Origin of the sequence: Pseudomonas sp. SMN5 (genome assembly GCF_052041925.1) — a bacterium.
Lineage (GTDB): Bacteria > Pseudomonadota > Gammaproteobacteria > Pseudomonadales > Pseudomonadaceae > Aquipseudomonas.
On the sequence record NZ_JBKGGX010000024.1, the window covers coordinates 49,478 to 64,380 of the forward strand.

Genomic DNA, 14,903 nt, shown 5'->3' on the forward strand with positions numbered 1-14,903 from the left:
AGGCCCGGCAGGGAATGCGGTTCAGGCTGGGCCATCTTTTCTGACAGGACGGCTGATCATGGCCCATCTGACGCAACGCCTTTTCCAACCCCTGAACATTGCGGTACTGACCATCAGCGATACCCGCACCTTCGACACCGACACCTCCGGGCAGACCCTCGCTGATCTGCTGCAAACGGCCGGGCATGTACTGATCAGCCGGGCCCTGGTGAAGGACGATATCTACCAGATCCGCGCCCAGGTCTCCCAATGGATTGCCGACCCCGCCGTGCAAGTGGTGCTGATGACCGGCGGCACCGGTTTTACCCCACGGGATAACACGCCCCAGGCGGTGCTGCCGCTGCTGGACAAACAGGTGGACGGTTTTGGCGAATTGTTCCGCCAGGTGTCGCTGGCGGAAATAGGCATGTCCAGCCTGCAGTCGCGAGCATTGGCCGGGATGAGCAACGGTGTGCTGGTGTGTTGCCTGCCGGGTTCGCCGGGTGCTTGCCGGACCGGTTGGGAGCAGATCCTCGTCGGGCAGTTGGACAGTCGCACCGGCCCATGCAATTTCACCCCGCACCTCAAGCCTCAGGACGGTGTAGCCCCTGCGGCCTGCGAGACGCGCTCATGAGCGGGCGGGTGTGCGACAGCGGCGCGCTGGTGCCGGTGGATGAGGCGATCCGGCATCTGCTGGATCAGGCGCCGCCGCCCCCGGCGGTGCAGCAGCTCACCCTGGATCAAGCATTGGCCCGGGTGTTGAGCCAAGACATTTTCTGTCCGATGAACCTGCCGGCCTGGGACAACAGCGCCATGGACGGGTACGCCTTGCGAGCCGCCGATGTGCCGACCGATGGTGGATGCCTGACGGTGGTCGGACGGATCGCCGCCGGTGACGGCCCCGGCGAGCCGCTGGGCGCAGGGCAGGCGGTGCGGATCTTCACCGGTGCGCCGCTGCCGCCGGGGGCGGACACGGTGGTGCCTCAGGAGAGCTGCCGGGTCGAGGGCGAGCGGGTCTGGTTGCCGGCACTTGACTGCGGCGAACACGTGCGCAAGGAGGGCGAAGAACTGCGCCGAGGCGAACGGCTTCTTCGGGCCGGCACGCGCCTGCGCGGCCAGGAGCTCGGGTTGCTGGCCGGCGCCGGGATCGGCCGGGTAGAGGTCTACCGCCCGCTGCGGGTGGGTCTGCTCAGTAGCGGCGATGAGCTGCGCGAACCGGGTGAGCCGCTGGCGCCGGGGCAGATCTACAACAGCAATCGCCATAGCCTCGCCGCATTACTGCGCGGCTGGGGCTTGGAGGTGCACGACTTCGGGGTCATGCCCGACCAATTGCTGGCCAGCCGGCAAGCCTTGAGCCTGGCCGCTGCCGAGTGCGACGTACTACTGACTTCCGGCGGCGTTTCGGTGGGTGAGGAGGACCATCTCAAGCAAGCCATCGAGGGCCTGGGCAGCATCGACCTCTGGCGCCTGGCGATCCAGCCGGGCAAGCCGTTGGCCTTCGGCGACGTGGAAGGCAAACCCTGGATCGGCCTGCCGGGCAATCCTTCGGCGGCGCTGATCACCGCGCTGATCGTGGTGCGTCCATTCCTGTTTCGCGCCCAAGGCATGGGCGACGTGCTGCCCGTGCCACTACCGGTGCCGGCCGGGTTCGACTGGCTGCAACGCAACAAGCGCCGGCAATACTTGCGCGCCAGGTTGAGCCAGGATGCCGGCGGTCATTTGTGCGCGGAGCTGCATCCCCAGCAAAGCTCGGCGATGTTGAGCGCCGCCTGCTGGGCCGACGGGCTGGCGCTGGTGGAGCGTGAGACGCAGGTGCACAAGCACGACGGGGTCCTGTATCTGCCGTTCGCCACACTGATGCACTGAGCGCAATTGATTGCCGTCAAGGTCACCCGCCGAGGGCTGGCTAGACTGGCGGCGCTTGTGTTTTCTCCTGAGGATGCCCCATGCAACTGGTTTGCCCGGCAGGGAACCTGCCTGCCCTCAAAGCGGCGGTGCGCCAAGGCGCCGATGCCGTCTATGTCGGCTTTCGCGATGACACCAATGCCCGGCATTTCGCCGGGCTGAACATGGACGACAAACAGTTTGACGCAGCGGTCGCGCATATTCGCCAGCACCAACGCAAGCTGTACGTGGCGGTCAACACCTACCCGCAACCCAAGGGCTGGGAGCGCTGGCAACGAGCGGTGGACCGCGCTGCGGATTTCGGCGTCGATGCGCTGATTGCCGCCGACCCCGGTGTGCTCGGCTACGCCACCCAGCGTCATCCCCGATTGGCGCTGCATCTGTCGGTCCAGGGCTCGGCGACCCATGCCGCGGCCCTGGGTTTTTATGCCCAGCGCTACGACATCCGCCGTGCGGTGCTGCCACGGGTGCTGTCCCTGGCCCAGGTGCGGCAGGTGGCTGCGGCCAGCCCGGTGCCGATCGAGGTCTTCGGTTTCGGTAGCCTGTGCATCATGGCCGAGGGCCGCTGTCACCTGTCTTCCTACATCACAGGCGAATCGCCGAACCTCTGCGGCGTCTGCTCGCCAGCCAAGGCGGTGCGCTGGAGCGAAGACGCCCAAGGCTTGAGCGCACGCCTGAGCGAGGTGCTGATCGACCGCTACACACCCGAAGAGCCGGCCGGCTATCCGACGCTGTGCAAGGGCCGCTTCCTGGTGGGCGGCAAGCGTTTCCACGCGCTGGAAGAACCCACCAGCCTCGACACCCTGGACCTGCTGCCGGAGCTGGTTGCTATCGGTGTCGAAGCGGTGAAGATCGAAGGCCGCCAGCGCAGCCCGGCTTATGTCGAGCAAGTGACCCGGGTCTGGCGCGCTGCACTGGATGCCCACCAGGCCGCGCCACAGCGGTTCCGGGTACGCGAAGAATGGCGCCAGGCGCTGGCCGGGCTGTCCGAAGGCAGCCAGACCACGCTGGGTGCCTACCATCGATCATGGCAATGAAGGAGGTCCGATGAAACTCAGCCTGGGACCGGTCCTGTTTTACTGGGACAAGACGCAACTGGGGAATTTTTATGCCGAGATGTCGGCATTGCCGCTGGACGTGATTTACCTGGGAGAAACCGTGTGTTCCAAGCGCCGGGCACTCTCGCTGGATCAATGGTTGGGCCTGGGCCGCGAGCTGCAAGGCTGCAGTCAGGCGCAGATCGTGTTGTCGAGCCTGACGCTGATCGAGGCCGCCTCGGAGCTGTCGACCTTGCGCCGGCTGTGTGACAACGGCCAGTTGCTGGTGGAAGCCAACGACATGGGCGCGGTGCAGTTTCTTGCCGAGCGCAAGCTGCCGTTCGTGGGCGGACCGGCGCTGAACCTGTACAACGGGCATGCCCTCGGGCAGTTGCTCGACGGCGGCATGATGCGCTGGGTGCCGCCGGTGGAATGCTCCGCCGCGCTGATTGCCGATGTGCTGGAGCAGGTGCGCGAACTGGGCCGCGAGGTGCCCGAGGTGGAGATCTTTGCCTACGGTCATCTGCCCTTGGCCTACTCGGCGCGCTGCTTTACCGCCCGGGCCGAAAACCGGCCCAAGGACGATTGCCAGTTCTGCTGCATCAATTACCCCGATGGCCTGGCGTTAAGCAGTCAGGAAGGCCAGCAACTGTTCACCCTCAACGGCATCCAGACGATGTCAGGCGAGATCACCAACCTGCTGGCCGACTACCCGGCATTGGTCGCCTGCGGCGCGGATGTACTGCGCCTGAGTCCGCGGGCCCAGGGCATGGCCGAGGTGGTCACGGCGTTCGACAAAGTCCGTCAGGGCGAGGCGCCGCCGCTGTATGTCGAAGGTTGCAACGGTTACTGGCATGGCCATGCCGGCATGCTCAAGGTAGAGGAGGCGGGCCTGTGCTGAGTCCGAAAAAATGGCTGCTCAAAAGCGCCGATCGCTTGTTGCCGCTGGTGGGCAAGGTGCCGTTCGTGGTGCAGCGCCTGGCGTTGCAGCAGGCCCTCAACCGCTGCCTGGCCGAACCGCTGGGCGATGGCGGGTTCGATGTGCTGCGCGGGCGCTGGTTGTGCCTGCGGGTGCTCGACTTGAAGTTGTGCTGGTACCTGACCCTGGCCCGCGACGGCTTGCGCATCGCCGAACGGGCCGAGGCCCAGGTCACCATCAGCGGCAATTGGCGCGAGTTCCTGCTGTTGGCCAGCCGTCAGGAGGATCCGGACACGCTGTTCTTCCGGCGGCGACTGGTGATCGAAGGGGATACCGAACTGGGGTTGGCACTGAAAAACCTGATCGACAGCCTCGATCCGGACGTGTTGCCGCCCTGGTTGTGGCGCAACCTGGAGCGGGCGGGAAAAGGCCTGGCAACGGTGGGATGAGATGAACGCTCTCGATGATTTGCCCCTGGTGTACTCCTGCTCCGGCTGCTCCAACGTCGCGCAGCTGGCCAATACCGTCGCCCTGCGCCTGGATCGGGCAGGCCTGGCCGAGATGTCCTGCATTGTCGGGGTGGGCGGGCATGTCGCGGCGTTGGTCAACAAGGCACGCTCGGGACGGCGGATCATTGCGCTGGACGGCTGTCCCTTGCAATGCGTGCAGGGCTGTTTGCAGCAGCACGCATTGAAGGCCGATGTGCATGTGATCCTGAGCCAGTTGGGCTTGCGCAAGCGCTTCGGGGTCGATTGCACGGATGAGCAGGGGAATGTGTTGTTCGAGTATCTGGTGCCGATGATGAAAGGGATGCCAGAGACAGATTGAAGCGCACAGCACCTGTGGCGAGGGAGCTTGCTCCCGCTGGGCTGCGAAGCGGCCCTTGGGTCAGTCACTGCGGTGCGTCAGGTATGTGGGGGGGCTTGTTGGGGGCTGCTGCGCAGCCCAGCGGGAGCAAGCTCCCTCGCCACAGGGGGACGCGGTTTACTGTTGGTAATCCATTAACTGATCCTCAGCCAGAATCCGGATATTGCGCCGCTCCATGGCAATCAACCCGCCGTCCACCAGCCGATGCAGGATCCGCGAGAAGGTCTCCGGCTGAATCCCCAGCTTGGAGGCCACCAGGCGCTTGGACACTTGCAGCACCACCTGGCCGTCGCGGGGATCGCGTTCCTGCAACAGGAAATTGATGACCCGTCGGCTGGCGCTGGCCAGGGTCAGGTTGTCGATGTCCTTGAGGCGTTGGTGCAGGTGGATACTCATGCTTCCCAGAATTGCCAGGCAGACCTGGGGCTGGTCTTCCAGGGCCTTGCGATAGTGAGTGCCTTCGATGCTCACCAAGACGCTGTCCTTGATTGCCGCCGCACTGACCGGGTAGCAACGGGCCTGGCTGAACAGCAACGCCTCGGCGAACGTCTGTCCCGGCTGGATGATCTCCACCAGGTTTTCCTGGCCTTCGCCGGTGACCCGGAACAGTTTGATCTGGCCACTGACCAGCAAGAAGAACCGCCTGGCCGGGTCGCCCTGGTGCATGAGGGTGCTGTTGCAATCCACGCGCTTGAGCACGGCGAGGTTGCAGACGTCTTCGAAAACCCGCTCCGGCAATTGGCTGAACAGGTGATGGCGACGCAACAGTAAAACGATGGAAGGGTGGGTCAGCATGGCGTACCTCCGCGTGCCGTCATGGTAGGGCCAGGACGCCCCCGGGCCTATGCCTCGGCAGGCTTACCTCGGAAGAGGGATGGGCAGTCTGTTAAACGCCAGACCCCTGTGGGAGCGTAGAGCGGATGGCTAGCCCGCGCCGCGCAGATGCTCCATCGCCCATACCGCGGCTTCGACCCGGGAGCGCAGGCCGAGTTTGTGCAGCAGGTTTTTCACGTGGACCTTCACCGTGCCTTCGGTAATGCCGAGCTTGTGGCCGATGACCTTGTTGCTGTAGCCGCTGGCGATGGCCTTGAGCACCTGGCGTTCGCGTTCGGTCAGTTCCACCTCGGTCTGGCGTGGCGGGGAGCGCAGGGCCTGGGCCATGGCGCGGGTCAGGCCGGGGCTGATCACCAGGGCGCCGTCCAGGGCGTCGCGGATGTACTGGATCAACAACTCGGGTTCCATGTCCTTGAGCAGGTAGCCGTTGGCATCCAGGCGTAAGGCGTCGCGAATGTCGTCCTCGGCATCGGACACAGTGAACAGCAGCACCTTGCCGGTGTAATGCATGGCGCGCAGCCGGCGCAGGGTCTCGATGCCGTTCATCTGCGGCATGTTGTTGTCCAGCAGCACCAGGTCGGGCTTGAGCGGTTCGATCAGCGCCAGGGCTTCTTCGCCGTGACTGGCTTCACCGACGATCCGCAGGTCGTCTTCAAGCTCCAGCATCTGGCGGATTCCGCGACGCATCATCGGGTGGTCGTCGACCAATAAGAGGGAATGGCGCAGGGGCGCGTTCATAGGGCGATGCCTTCAGCGTGTTGGCCCAGGAATTCCGGTTGGAACTGCACCTGGATACGGGTGCCCTGGGGTGTCCGGGAGAGAATCTGCAGTTGCCCGCGCAAGCTGCGGGCCCGTTCGTTCATGATGTTCAAGCCATGATGCTCGCGCTGGTCCACCTCGCCGCAAAAGCCCCGGCCGTCGTCTTCGATCGACAGCCGTACGGTTTCGCCTTCCTGGCGCAGTTCCAGCCAGGCGTTCTCGGCATGGGCGTGGCGCAGGCAGTTGGACAGGGCCTCGCGGGTGATCTGCAGGATGTGAATCTGTTCGCTGGCCGAGAGTTCGAAGGCCAGGCTGTCGATGAACAGATGCACCTGGAAATCCCCGCGGTTGGAAAACTCCTCGGCGGTGTCCTTGAGTTCTTCCACCAGGCCATCGTCGTGGATCTGCAAGCGGAACGTGGTGAGCAATTCCCGCAGTTGACGGTAGGCATTGTTCAGCCCTTCACGCAGTTCGCCAGTGACGGTTTCCAGGGTCTGCACCGGTTCGCCCCGACGCATCAGGGTCTGCATGCGGCTCACTTGCAGCTTCATGTACGACAAGGCCTGGGCCAGGGAGTCATGCAGCTCGCGGGCAATGATCGTGCGCTCGTCGAGCAACAGCAGGCGATGGTCCTGTTCGCGCTGGCGCTTGAGGGACAGCGAGGTGCCGATCAGGTTGGCCAGGGCCTGGATCAGTTCGGTTTCCCAGGGCTGCGCTGCATGCCCGTCGACAAAATGCGCCTTGAGTTCACCCAGTTCGTTGCCCTGGTTGCTGATGCTGAAGGCCTGCGGACGAGCGGCGTGGTGTTTGTCGCAGGTGGCGCAGTCGCTGCTGGCACACACCTGGCGGCTGTTGGCGCCATGCAAGGCCAGCAGCTGCCGCGCGGGTGCTTGCAGTTGCCCTTGCAGGCACAGCGACAAACGCAGGCCCGGCAACCGTTGCTGGAAGCGTGCGATCAATTCATCCAGGCCCTCGGCATTCGCCTGGCGTGTCGCCAGGCTGCGGCTGCTCTGGTAGAGCAGTTCCAGGGCGGCGTTGGCCTGTTGCAGGTGCAAGGTCTTCTGCCGGACCTGATCCTCCAGGGTGCGGTGGGATTGCTCGATGGTCTCGGCCATGGTGTTGAAGCTGGTCGCCAACTGGCCCAGTTCATCCTCGGACTGATGATTGACCCGTACCTGGAACTCGCCACGCCGGAAGCGCTGGGTTGCGTCCACCAGCTCCTGCAAGGGCGAGACCACTGCGTACTGCAATTCATACAGGCCGATCAACAGAATGATCATGGTGCTGAACAGCGCCATGCCCTGGATCGCCTGTTGCCAGCCCTGTTTGTGCTCGCTCTGGCGTTGCAGCAGGTTGACGAACTGGTCCAGTTGTTCGACGAAGGAACTGGCACTGGCCTGAAAGAACGCCCCGTCGCCGCGCTCGATGGCCGGGCGCAGGGTCTGGTTCCAGCGTTGCACGAGGTTCAGGTAGCTCTGGCGCAAGGAGGTGGTCGGCCCGTCTTCCAGCACGGCGCGCAGGGAAGGGCTGTCGAGGCGTTGTTGCAGGCTGGCGGTGATCGCCGGGATCTCGGTGCTGTCGCCCGCCGCCAGCTTCCAGCTCAGGTGATAGGTCTCCATGCGCACGGAGCCGGCGGTGTTGATGGCCGCGGCGTCGCCCTGGCTGAACCAGGCGATCAGGCCGGCGCTCAAGGAACTGGCGAGAGCCAGGACGGCGATGAGGATCACCGCCAGCCCGGCGCGAGCGGGCAGGGAGCTGCGCAGCCAGCGCATCATCGCGGCTGGCTCTGCAAGAAAATCGGATACCTGGACATGGATCGCGCCTGGAACTGGGGTGTTGCAGCCGATCCTGGGTGCACTACCTCTAAAGAGTTGTCGGCCGCTCCGTTTCCCTGAAAGCCTCGGCCAACCTGTTCAGGACCTTGATAAACAAAGGGTTTTATCAATGTTCCGGTCTACCACCTTGGAGGTAGGCGGGCCAAGCATAGGCCACGGCCCCCCAGGGGCTCGTTGACCCAGGTCAAGTTTCTGCGGGGTAGGCATCACTAGTCTGCGCCCATCGAACTGACTGGGGTGCGTCGTGATGCGAGCGCAAGTGCAACAAGGGCTGGTACTGGGGATGAGTACCCTGGCCTTCACCGTGTGCTTCATGGTCTGGATGATGTTTGCCGTGCTGGGCGTGCCGATCAAGCAATTGCTCGCCCTCAATGAGACCCAGTTCGGCCTGTTGGCCGCTACGCCAGTGCTGACCGGATCCTTGGTGCGTCTGCCCCTGGGGCTTCTGACCGACCGCTTCGGCGGGCGGATCGTGTTCTTCCTGCTGATGCTCGCCTGCGTGCTGCCCCTGTACCTGATCACCTTGGCGACCGCGTTCTGGCAGTTCCTGGTACTGGGCCTGTTCGTCGGGTTGGCCGGCGGTTCGTTCTCGGTCGGCATTGCCTATGTCGCCAAGTGGTTCGACAAACAGAACCAGGGCTTTGCAATGGGCGTGTTCGGCGCCGGCAACGCAGGTTCGGCGGTCACCAAATTCCTCGCCCCGGCGTTGATTGCCCTCGGCAGCTGGCACCTGGTGCCGAAGGTATTCAGCGCCATCCTGTTCATCACCGCGCTGCTGTTCTGGTTCCTCACCGCCGAGAAGAAGGAACACCGCAGCAGCGGTGGCGCCGGCTTGCGCGAACAGCTCAAGGCGTTGAAAGAGCCGGCCGTGTGGCGCTACTGCCAGTACTACTCGATCGTGTTCGGTGGCTACGTGGCCCTGGCCCTGTGGATGACCAAATACTACGTGCAGGAATACGGCTTCAGCCTGCAAAGCGCGGCACTGCTGGCGGCCTGTTTCTCGCTGCCTGGCGGCGTGCTGCGGGCCGTCGGCGGCTGGATGTCGGACCGCTGGGGCGCCCAGAGCGTCACCTGGTGGGTGCTGTGGGTCAGCTGGATCTGCCTGTTCCTGCTGTCCTATCCGCAAACCCAACTGCAGGTGCAGACCGTCAACGGCATCGTCGATTTCCACATCGGTCTCAACGCCACGCTGTTCACCGTGCTGCTGTTCGTGATGGGCATTGCCTTCGCGTTCGGCAAGGCCTCGGTCTTCAAGTACATCGCCAACGACTACCCGAAAAACATGGGCGCGGTGTCCGGCATTGTCGGTCTGGCCGGCGGCCTGGGCGGGTTCGTGCTGCCGATCATGTTTGGCGCGCTGGTGGACCTCACCGGCGTGCGCTCGTCCTGCTTCATGTTGCTGTACGGCGTGGTCTGGGTCTCGCTGATCTGGATGTACGTCAGCGAAATCCGCCAGCGCCCGCTGCTGGGCAAGCAACCGCCCGCCAGCCAGGCCCCGTTTTCCAGCATTGCCCAAGGAGAAGAACATGTCCGTTCTACAAACGCCTGACAAAGGCCCGGTGATTCACGACTGGCGCCCGGAAGACCCAGCGTTCTGGGGACGCAGCGGCAAGCAGACCGCACGGCGCAATCTGTGGATCTCGATCCCGGCGCTGTTGCTGGCCTTCGCGGTATGGATGGTCTGGAGCACGGTGATCGTGCGCCTGAACGCCATCGGTTTCAGCTTCAGCACCGACCAGCTGTTCTGGCTGGCGGCGCTGCCAGGGCTGTCGGGGGCCACCTTGCGGGTGTTCTATTCATTCATGGTGCCGATTTTCGGCGGCCGCCGCTGGACCGCGTTGAGCACCGCGTCGCTGCTGATCCCTGCGCTGTGGATGGGCTTCGCGGTGCAGGATCCGGGCACGCCGTACAGTGTGTTCGTACTGATCGCCCTGCTGTGCGGTTTCGGTGGCGGCAACTTCGCGTCGAGCATGTCCAACATCAGTTTCTTCTATCCCAAGTCGCAACAAGGCACCGCCCTGGGGCTGAACGCCGGGCTGGGTAACCTGGGCGTGTCGGTGATGCAGTTCTGTGTGCCGCTGGTGATTTCCTTCGGCGTGTTCGGCTTCATGGGCGGCCAGCCGCAAGTGCTCGCCGACGGCAGCTCGCTGTGGTTGCAGAACGCCGGTTTCATCTGGGTGCCGTTCATCCTGGCCGTGACCCTGATCGCCTGGTTCGGCATGAACGACCTGTCCAGCGCCCGCGCTTCGTTCAGCGAGCAGGCGGTGATCTTCAAGCGCAAGCACAACTGGCTGATGTGCTGGCTGTACCTGGCGACTTTCGGCTCGTTCATCGGTTTCTCCGCGGCGTTTCCGTTGTTGATTAAAACCGCGTTCCCGGAAGTCATCGCGCTGAAATTCGCTTTCCTCGGCCCGCTGGTGGGCGCGCTGGTCCGGCCGTTGGGTGGCTGGCTGGCGGACAAGCTCGGCGGCGCCAAGGTCACCTTGTGGAACTTCGTGCTGATGATCGCGATGGTGTTCGGGGTCATGCATTTCCTGCCGCAGGGCGGGCAGGGTGGCAGCTTCTACGGCTTCCTGGGCATGTTCATGCTGCTGTTCATCACCACCGGTGTGGGCAACGGCTCCACGTTCCGCATGATCCCGGTGATCTTCCGCACCCTGCATGAAAAAGCCGCCCTGGGCAAAAAGCCCGAGCAGCGCGAGCAGGCGCTCAAGAACGCCGGCAAGGAGTCGGCGGCGGTGCTGGGTTTCAGCTCGGCCATGGGCGCCTTCGGTGCGTTCTTCATTCCCAAATCGTTCGGCACTTCGATGGCCCTGACCGGCGGCCCGGAGATGGCCTTCTACATGTTCGTCGGCTTTTACCTGAGTTGCATCCTGGTGACCTGGTGGTGGTACGCCCGCAAAGGCGCGGCGACCCCCTGCTGAGACGAACTTTTTACCTGTTGCGTGGGCGGGGCGAAGACCCCGCGGAGCAAGCCTGAGAGGAAAGACACTGTGAGTCATTTACTGGATCAACTGCGGTTCTTCAACCGCAAGCAAGGCGAGTTTTCCGAGGGGCATGGCGAGACCCGCAAGGAGTCCCGGGACTGGGAGAACGTCTACCGTTCCCGCTGGCAGTACGACAAGATCGTGCGCTCCACCCACGGCGTGAACTGCACCGGGTCGTGCTCGTGGAAAATCTATGTCAAGAACGGTCTTATCACTTGGGAAACCCAGCAGACCGATTACCCGCGTACCCGTAACGACCTGCCCAACCACGAGCCCCGCGGTTGCCCTCGGGGCGCCAGCTACAGCTGGTACATCTACAGCGCCAACCGGCTCAAGTACCCGAAGGTGCGCAAACCGTTGCTCAAGCTGTGGCGCCAGGCGCGCCAGACCCTGCCGCCGGTGGAGGCCTGGGCCAGCATCGTCGAGAACAAGGCCAAGGCCGACTCGTACAAGAGCAAGCGCGGCATGGGCGGGTTCATCCGTTCGAACTGGGAAGAAGTCAACGAGATCATTGCGGCGGCGAACGTCTACACCGTCAAGCAGCACGGTCCTGACCGGGTGGTGGGCTTCTCGCCGATCCCGGCCATGTCGATGGTCAGCTACGCCGCCGGCGCCCGTTACCTGTCGCTGATCGGCGGCGCGTGCCTGAGCTTCTATGACTGGTACTGCGACCTGCCACCGGCCTCGCCGATGGTCTGGGGCGAGCAGACCGACGTGCCGGAATCGGCCGACTGGTACAACTCCAACTACATCATCGCCTGGGGTTCCAACGTCCCCCAGACCCGGACCCCCGATGCGCACTTCTTCACCGAAGTACGCTACAAGGGCACCAAGACCGTGGCGATCACCCCGGACTATTCGGAGGTCGCCAAGCTCACCGACCTGTGGCTCAACCCCAAGCAGGGCACCGACGCGGCGCTGGCCCAGGCCTTCAACCATGTGATCTTCAAAGAATTCCACCTGGACAAGCCCAGCGCTTACTTCACCGACTACGCCAAGCGCTACACCGACCTGCCGGTGCTGGTGGTGCTCAAGCCGATGCTCGGCGCGGCGCCCGGATCAGGCTACCAACCGGACCGCTTCCTGCGGGCCAGCGACCTGACCGACAACCTCGGCCAGGACAACAATCCGGAATGGAAAACCATTGCCCTGGATGCCGACGGCCAACTGGTTTCGCCCCAAGGTTCCATCGGCTATCGCTGGGGCGAGAAGGGCAAGTGGAACATCCTGCCGCGTGAAGGCGGCGAGGGCCGTGAGATCGACCTCAAGCTCAGCCTGATCGGCGGCGACGTGGCCGAGGTGGCGTTCCCGTACTTTGCCGGCGAGTCCCAAGAACACTTCCAGCACGTGGCGGGCGACGCGGTGCAGTTCCGCCGGGTGCCGGTGCACAGTGTGGTGCTGGCCGACGGCAGCGTCGCGAAAGTCGCGACGGTGTTCGACCTGTCGGCGGCCAACCTGGCCATCGACCGTGGCCTGGGCGGCGCCAACGTCGCCAAGGACTACGACGACGCCTCGGTGCCCGGCACCCCGGCCTGGCAGGAGCAGATCACCGGCGTGAGCCGTGAGAAGGCGATCCAGATCGCCCGCGAGTTCGCCGACAACGCCGACAAAACCCGTGGACGCTCGATGATCATCGTCGGTGCGGCGATGAACCACTGGTACCACATGGACATGAACTACCGCGGGCTGATCAACATGCTCATGCTTTGCGGTTGCATCGGCCAGACCGGCGGTGGCTGGGCGCACTACGTCGGCCAGGAAAAACTCCGTCCGCAGTGCGGCTGGCTGCCCCTGGCCTTCGGCCTGGACTGGAACCGTCCGCCACGGCAAATGAACGGCACCAGCTTCTTCTATGGCCACAGCTCCCAGTGGCGCCACGAGAAGATGAACATGCACGACGTGCTCTCGCCGCTGGCCGACAAGTCGCAGTTCCCCGAACACGCCCTGGACTACAACATCCGCGCCGAGCGGGCCGGCTGGTTGCCCAGTGCGCCACAACTCAACACCAACCCGCTGCACATCTGCCGGGATGCCGCCGCCGCAGGCCTGGACCCGAAAGACTACGTGGTCAAGTCGCTGCAGGACGGTTCCCTGCGTTTTGCCTGCGAGCAACCGGACAACCCGGTGAACTTCCCGCGCAACATGTTCATCTGGCGCTCCAACCTGCTGGGCTCCTCGGGCAAGGGCCACGAGTACATGCTCAAGTACCTGCTGGGCACCAAGAACGGTGTGATGAACGAGGACATCGGCAAGGTCGGTCACTGCAAGCCCACCGAGGCCGAGTGGGTGGACGAAGGCGCCATCGGCAAGCTCGACCTGGTGACCACCCTGGATTTCCGCATGTCCTCGACCTGCGTGTACTCCGACATCGTCCTGCCGACCGCCACCTGGTACGAAAAGGACGACATGAACACCTCGGACATGCACCCGTTCATTCACCCGTTGTCGGCAGCCATCGACCCGGCCTGGGAGTCGCGTTCGGACTGGGAAATCTACAAGGGCATCGCCAAGGCGTTTTCGGCCATGGCGGTCGGGCACCTGGGTGTCGAGAAAGACCTGGTCACCGTACCCTTGATGCATGACAGCGTCGGCGAACTGGCCCAGCCATTTGGCGGGACCGACTGGAAAACCGCCGGCGAGGTGCCGCAACCGGGCAAGAACGCACCGAACCTGCAAGTGGTGGAGCGCGACTACCCGAACATCTACAAGCAGTTCACCTCACTGGGCCCGCTGCTGGAAAAACTCGGCAACGGCGGCAAGGGCATCAACTGGAACACCGACGTTGAGGTGAAATTCCTGGGTGAGCTGAACCACCGCGAAGTCGATTCAGGCATCAGCCAGGGCCGGCCGAAGATCGACAGCGCCATCGACGCCGCCGAAGTGATCCTGTCCCTGGCGCCGGAAACCAACGGTCACGTGGCGGTCAAGGCCTGGGCGGCACTGTCGGAGTTCACCGGAATCGACCACAGCCACCTGGCGGTGTCCAAGGAGCACGAAGCGATTCGCTTCCGCGACATCCAGGCCCAGCCGCGCAAGATCATTTCCAGCCCGACCTGGTCCGGCCTGGAAGACGATCACGTGAGCTACAACGCCGGCTACACCAACGTCCATGAGTCGATCCCATGGCGCACCATCACCGGTCGCCAACAGTTTTACCAGGATCACCCGTGGATGCAGGCGTTCGGCGAGCAGTTGATGAGCTATCGACCGCCGGTCAACACCCGGACCATCGAAGTGGTCAAGGGCAAGCGCACCAATGGCCACACTGAGATCGTTCTGAACTGGATCACTCCGCACCAGAAATGGGGTATCCACAGCACCTACACCGACAACCTGCTGATGCTCACCCTGAGCCGCGGCGGACCGATCATCTGGCTCTCGGAAATCGACGCCCGGCGCGCCGGCATCGAGGACAACGACTGGGTCGAGTGCTTCAACGCCAACGGCGCGTTGACCGCCCGTGCCGTGGTCAGCCAGCGGGTCAAGGAAGGCATGGTGATGATGTATCACGCCCAGGAACGGATCGTGAACGTACCCGGCGCGGAGACCACCAAGACCCGCGGCGGCCACCACAACTCGGTCACCCGCGTGGTGCTCAAGCCGACCCACATGATCGGCGGCTACGCCCAGCAGGCCTACGGTTTCAACTATTACGGCACGGTCGGGTGCAACCGCGACGAGTTCGTCGTGGTGCGCAAAATGGCCAAGGTCGACTGGCTCGACGGTTCCAGTGGCGATGATCTGCCGCGTCCACTGCCGACCGATATCGAGGAGAACTGAG

General features: G+C 63.9%; 12 protein-coding genes. 9 read left to right on the plus strand and 3 right to left on the minus strand.

Features of this window, described 5'->3' with window-relative positions; translation table 11 throughout:
• Nucleotides 1-58 precede the first annotated feature (58 nt).
• The 6 genes from moaB (at nt 59) to ACLEJR_RS21640 (ending at nt 4,668) form a co-directional block, all read left to right on the plus strand.
• A complete protein-coding gene (gene moaB / locus ACLEJR_RS21615) occupies nt 59-613 on the plus strand; it encodes a molybdenum cofactor biosynthesis protein B (RefSeq protein WP_440793162.1) in 555 nt (184 codons plus the stop codon).
• The gene (locus ACLEJR_RS21620) at nt 610-1,845 is read left to right on the plus strand and encodes a molybdopterin molybdotransferase MoeA (RefSeq protein WP_440816372.1); all 1,236 of its coding nucleotides are present in this window, start codon (nt 610-612) and stop codon (nt 1,843-1,845) included. The genes moaB and ACLEJR_RS21620 overlap by 4 nt, the downstream gene beginning before the upstream one ends.
• A gap of 80 nt (nt 1,846-1,925) precedes the next feature.
• A complete protein-coding gene (gene ubiU, locus ACLEJR_RS21625) occupies nt 1,926-2,921 on the plus strand; it encodes a ubiquinone anaerobic biosynthesis protein UbiU (RefSeq protein ID WP_440793158.1) in 996 nt (331 codons plus the stop codon).
• A gap of 10 nt (nt 2,922-2,931) precedes the next feature.
• Nucleotides 2,932-3,822 (plus strand): U32 family peptidase, encoded by an 891-nt coding sequence (locus ACLEJR_RS21630; protein WP_440816375.1) that lies wholly within the window; start codon nt 2,932-2,934, stop codon nt 3,820-3,822.
• A complete protein-coding gene (ubiT, locus tag ACLEJR_RS21635; RefSeq protein WP_440793154.1) occupies nt 3,816-4,289 on the plus strand; it encodes a ubiquinone anaerobic biosynthesis accessory factor UbiT in 474 nt (157 codons plus the stop codon). The genes ACLEJR_RS21630 and ubiT overlap by 7 nt, the downstream gene beginning before the upstream one ends.
• 1 nt (nt 4,290) lies before the next feature.
• Nucleotides 4,291-4,668 carry a putative zinc-binding protein gene (locus tag ACLEJR_RS21640; protein WP_440793152.1) on the plus strand — a complete coding sequence of 126 codons (378 nt, stop codon included), beginning with the start codon at nt 4,291-4,293 and terminating at the stop codon, nt 4,666-4,668.
• A 156-nt stretch (nt 4,669-4,824) separates the two neighbouring features.
• On the opposite strand, the gene ACLEJR_RS21645 is transcribed toward ACLEJR_RS21640, so the two are convergent.
• The 3 genes from ACLEJR_RS21645 to ACLEJR_RS21655 form a co-directional block, all read right to left on the minus strand.
• The gene (locus ACLEJR_RS21645) at nt 4,825-5,502 is read right to left on the minus strand and encodes a Crp/Fnr family transcriptional regulator (RefSeq protein ID WP_440816378.1); all 678 of its coding nucleotides are present in this window, start codon (nt 5,500-5,502) and stop codon (nt 4,825-4,827) included.
• A 129-nt stretch (nt 5,503-5,631) separates the two neighbouring features.
• On the minus strand, nt 5,632-6,279 hold the full coding sequence (gene narL, locus ACLEJR_RS21650) for a two-component system response regulator NarL (RefSeq protein WP_440793148.1): 648 nt from the start codon (nt 6,277-6,279) through the stop codon (nt 5,632-5,634).
• Nucleotides 6,276-8,075 (minus strand): HAMP domain-containing protein, encoded by a 1,800-nt coding sequence (locus ACLEJR_RS21655; protein ID WP_440793145.1) that lies wholly within the window; start codon nt 8,073-8,075, stop codon nt 6,276-6,278. The genes narL and ACLEJR_RS21655 overlap by 4 nt, the downstream gene beginning before the upstream one ends.
• 307 nt (nt 8,076-8,382) lie before the next feature.
• On the opposite strand from ACLEJR_RS21655, the gene ACLEJR_RS21660 reads away from it, so the two are divergent.
• The 3 genes from ACLEJR_RS21660 (at nt 8,383) to ACLEJR_RS21670 (ending at nt 14,902) form a co-directional block, all read left to right on the plus strand.
• Complete coding sequence (locus ACLEJR_RS21660) at nt 8,383-9,684, plus strand: MFS transporter (RefSeq protein WP_440816381.1); 1,302 nt, start codon at nt 8,383-8,385, stop codon at nt 9,682-9,684.
• Nucleotides 9,662-11,059 carry a NarK family nitrate/nitrite MFS transporter gene (locus ACLEJR_RS21665; RefSeq protein ID WP_440793141.1) on the plus strand — a complete coding sequence of 466 codons (1,398 nt, stop codon included), beginning with the start codon at nt 9,662-9,664 and terminating at the stop codon, nt 11,057-11,059. Before ACLEJR_RS21660 ends, ACLEJR_RS21665 begins: the two co-directional genes overlap by 23 nt.
• A 69-nt stretch (nt 11,060-11,128) precedes the next feature.
• Nucleotides 11,129-14,902 carry a nitrate reductase subunit alpha gene (locus ACLEJR_RS21670; RefSeq protein ID WP_440816384.1) on the plus strand — a complete coding sequence of 1,258 codons (3,774 nt, stop codon included), beginning with the start codon at nt 11,129-11,131 and terminating at the stop codon, nt 14,900-14,902.
• Nucleotide 14,903 lies beyond the last annotated feature (1 nt).

Coding starts and splice junctions, on each gene's coding strand:
- ACLEJR_RS21660 (WP_440816381.1), top strand. CDS start 8,383: ATGCGAGCGCAAGTGCAACAAGGGCTGGTACTGGGGATGAGTACCCTG.
- ACLEJR_RS21655 (WP_440793145.1), bottom strand. CDS start 8,075: ATGATGCGCTGGCTGCGCAGCTCCCTGCCCGCTCGCGCCGGGCTGGCG.
- ACLEJR_RS21665 (WP_440793141.1), top strand. CDS start 9,662: ATGTCCGTTCTACAAACGCCTGACAAAGGCCCGGTGATTCACGACTGG.
- ACLEJR_RS21630 (WP_440816375.1), top strand. CDS start 2,932: ATGAAACTCAGCCTGGGACCGGTCCTGTTTTACTGGGACAAGACGCAA.
- ACLEJR_RS21620 (WP_440816372.1), top strand. CDS start 610: ATGAGCGGGCGGGTGTGCGACAGCGGCGCGCTGGTGCCGGTGGATGAG.
- ACLEJR_RS21640 (WP_440793152.1), top strand. CDS start 4,291: ATGAACGCTCTCGATGATTTGCCCCTGGTGTACTCCTGCTCCGGCTGC.
- narL (WP_440793148.1), bottom strand. CDS start 6,279: ATGAACGCGCCCCTGCGCCATTCCCTCTTATTGGTCGACGACCACCCG.
- ubiU (WP_440793158.1), top strand. CDS start 1,926: ATGCAACTGGTTTGCCCGGCAGGGAACCTGCCTGCCCTCAAAGCGGCG.
- ACLEJR_RS21645 (WP_440816378.1), bottom strand. CDS start 5,502: ATGCTGACCCACCCTTCCATCGTTTTACTGTTGCGTCGCCATCACCTG.
- moaB (WP_440793162.1), top strand. CDS start 59: ATGGCCCATCTGACGCAACGCCTTTTCCAACCCCTGAACATTGCGGTA.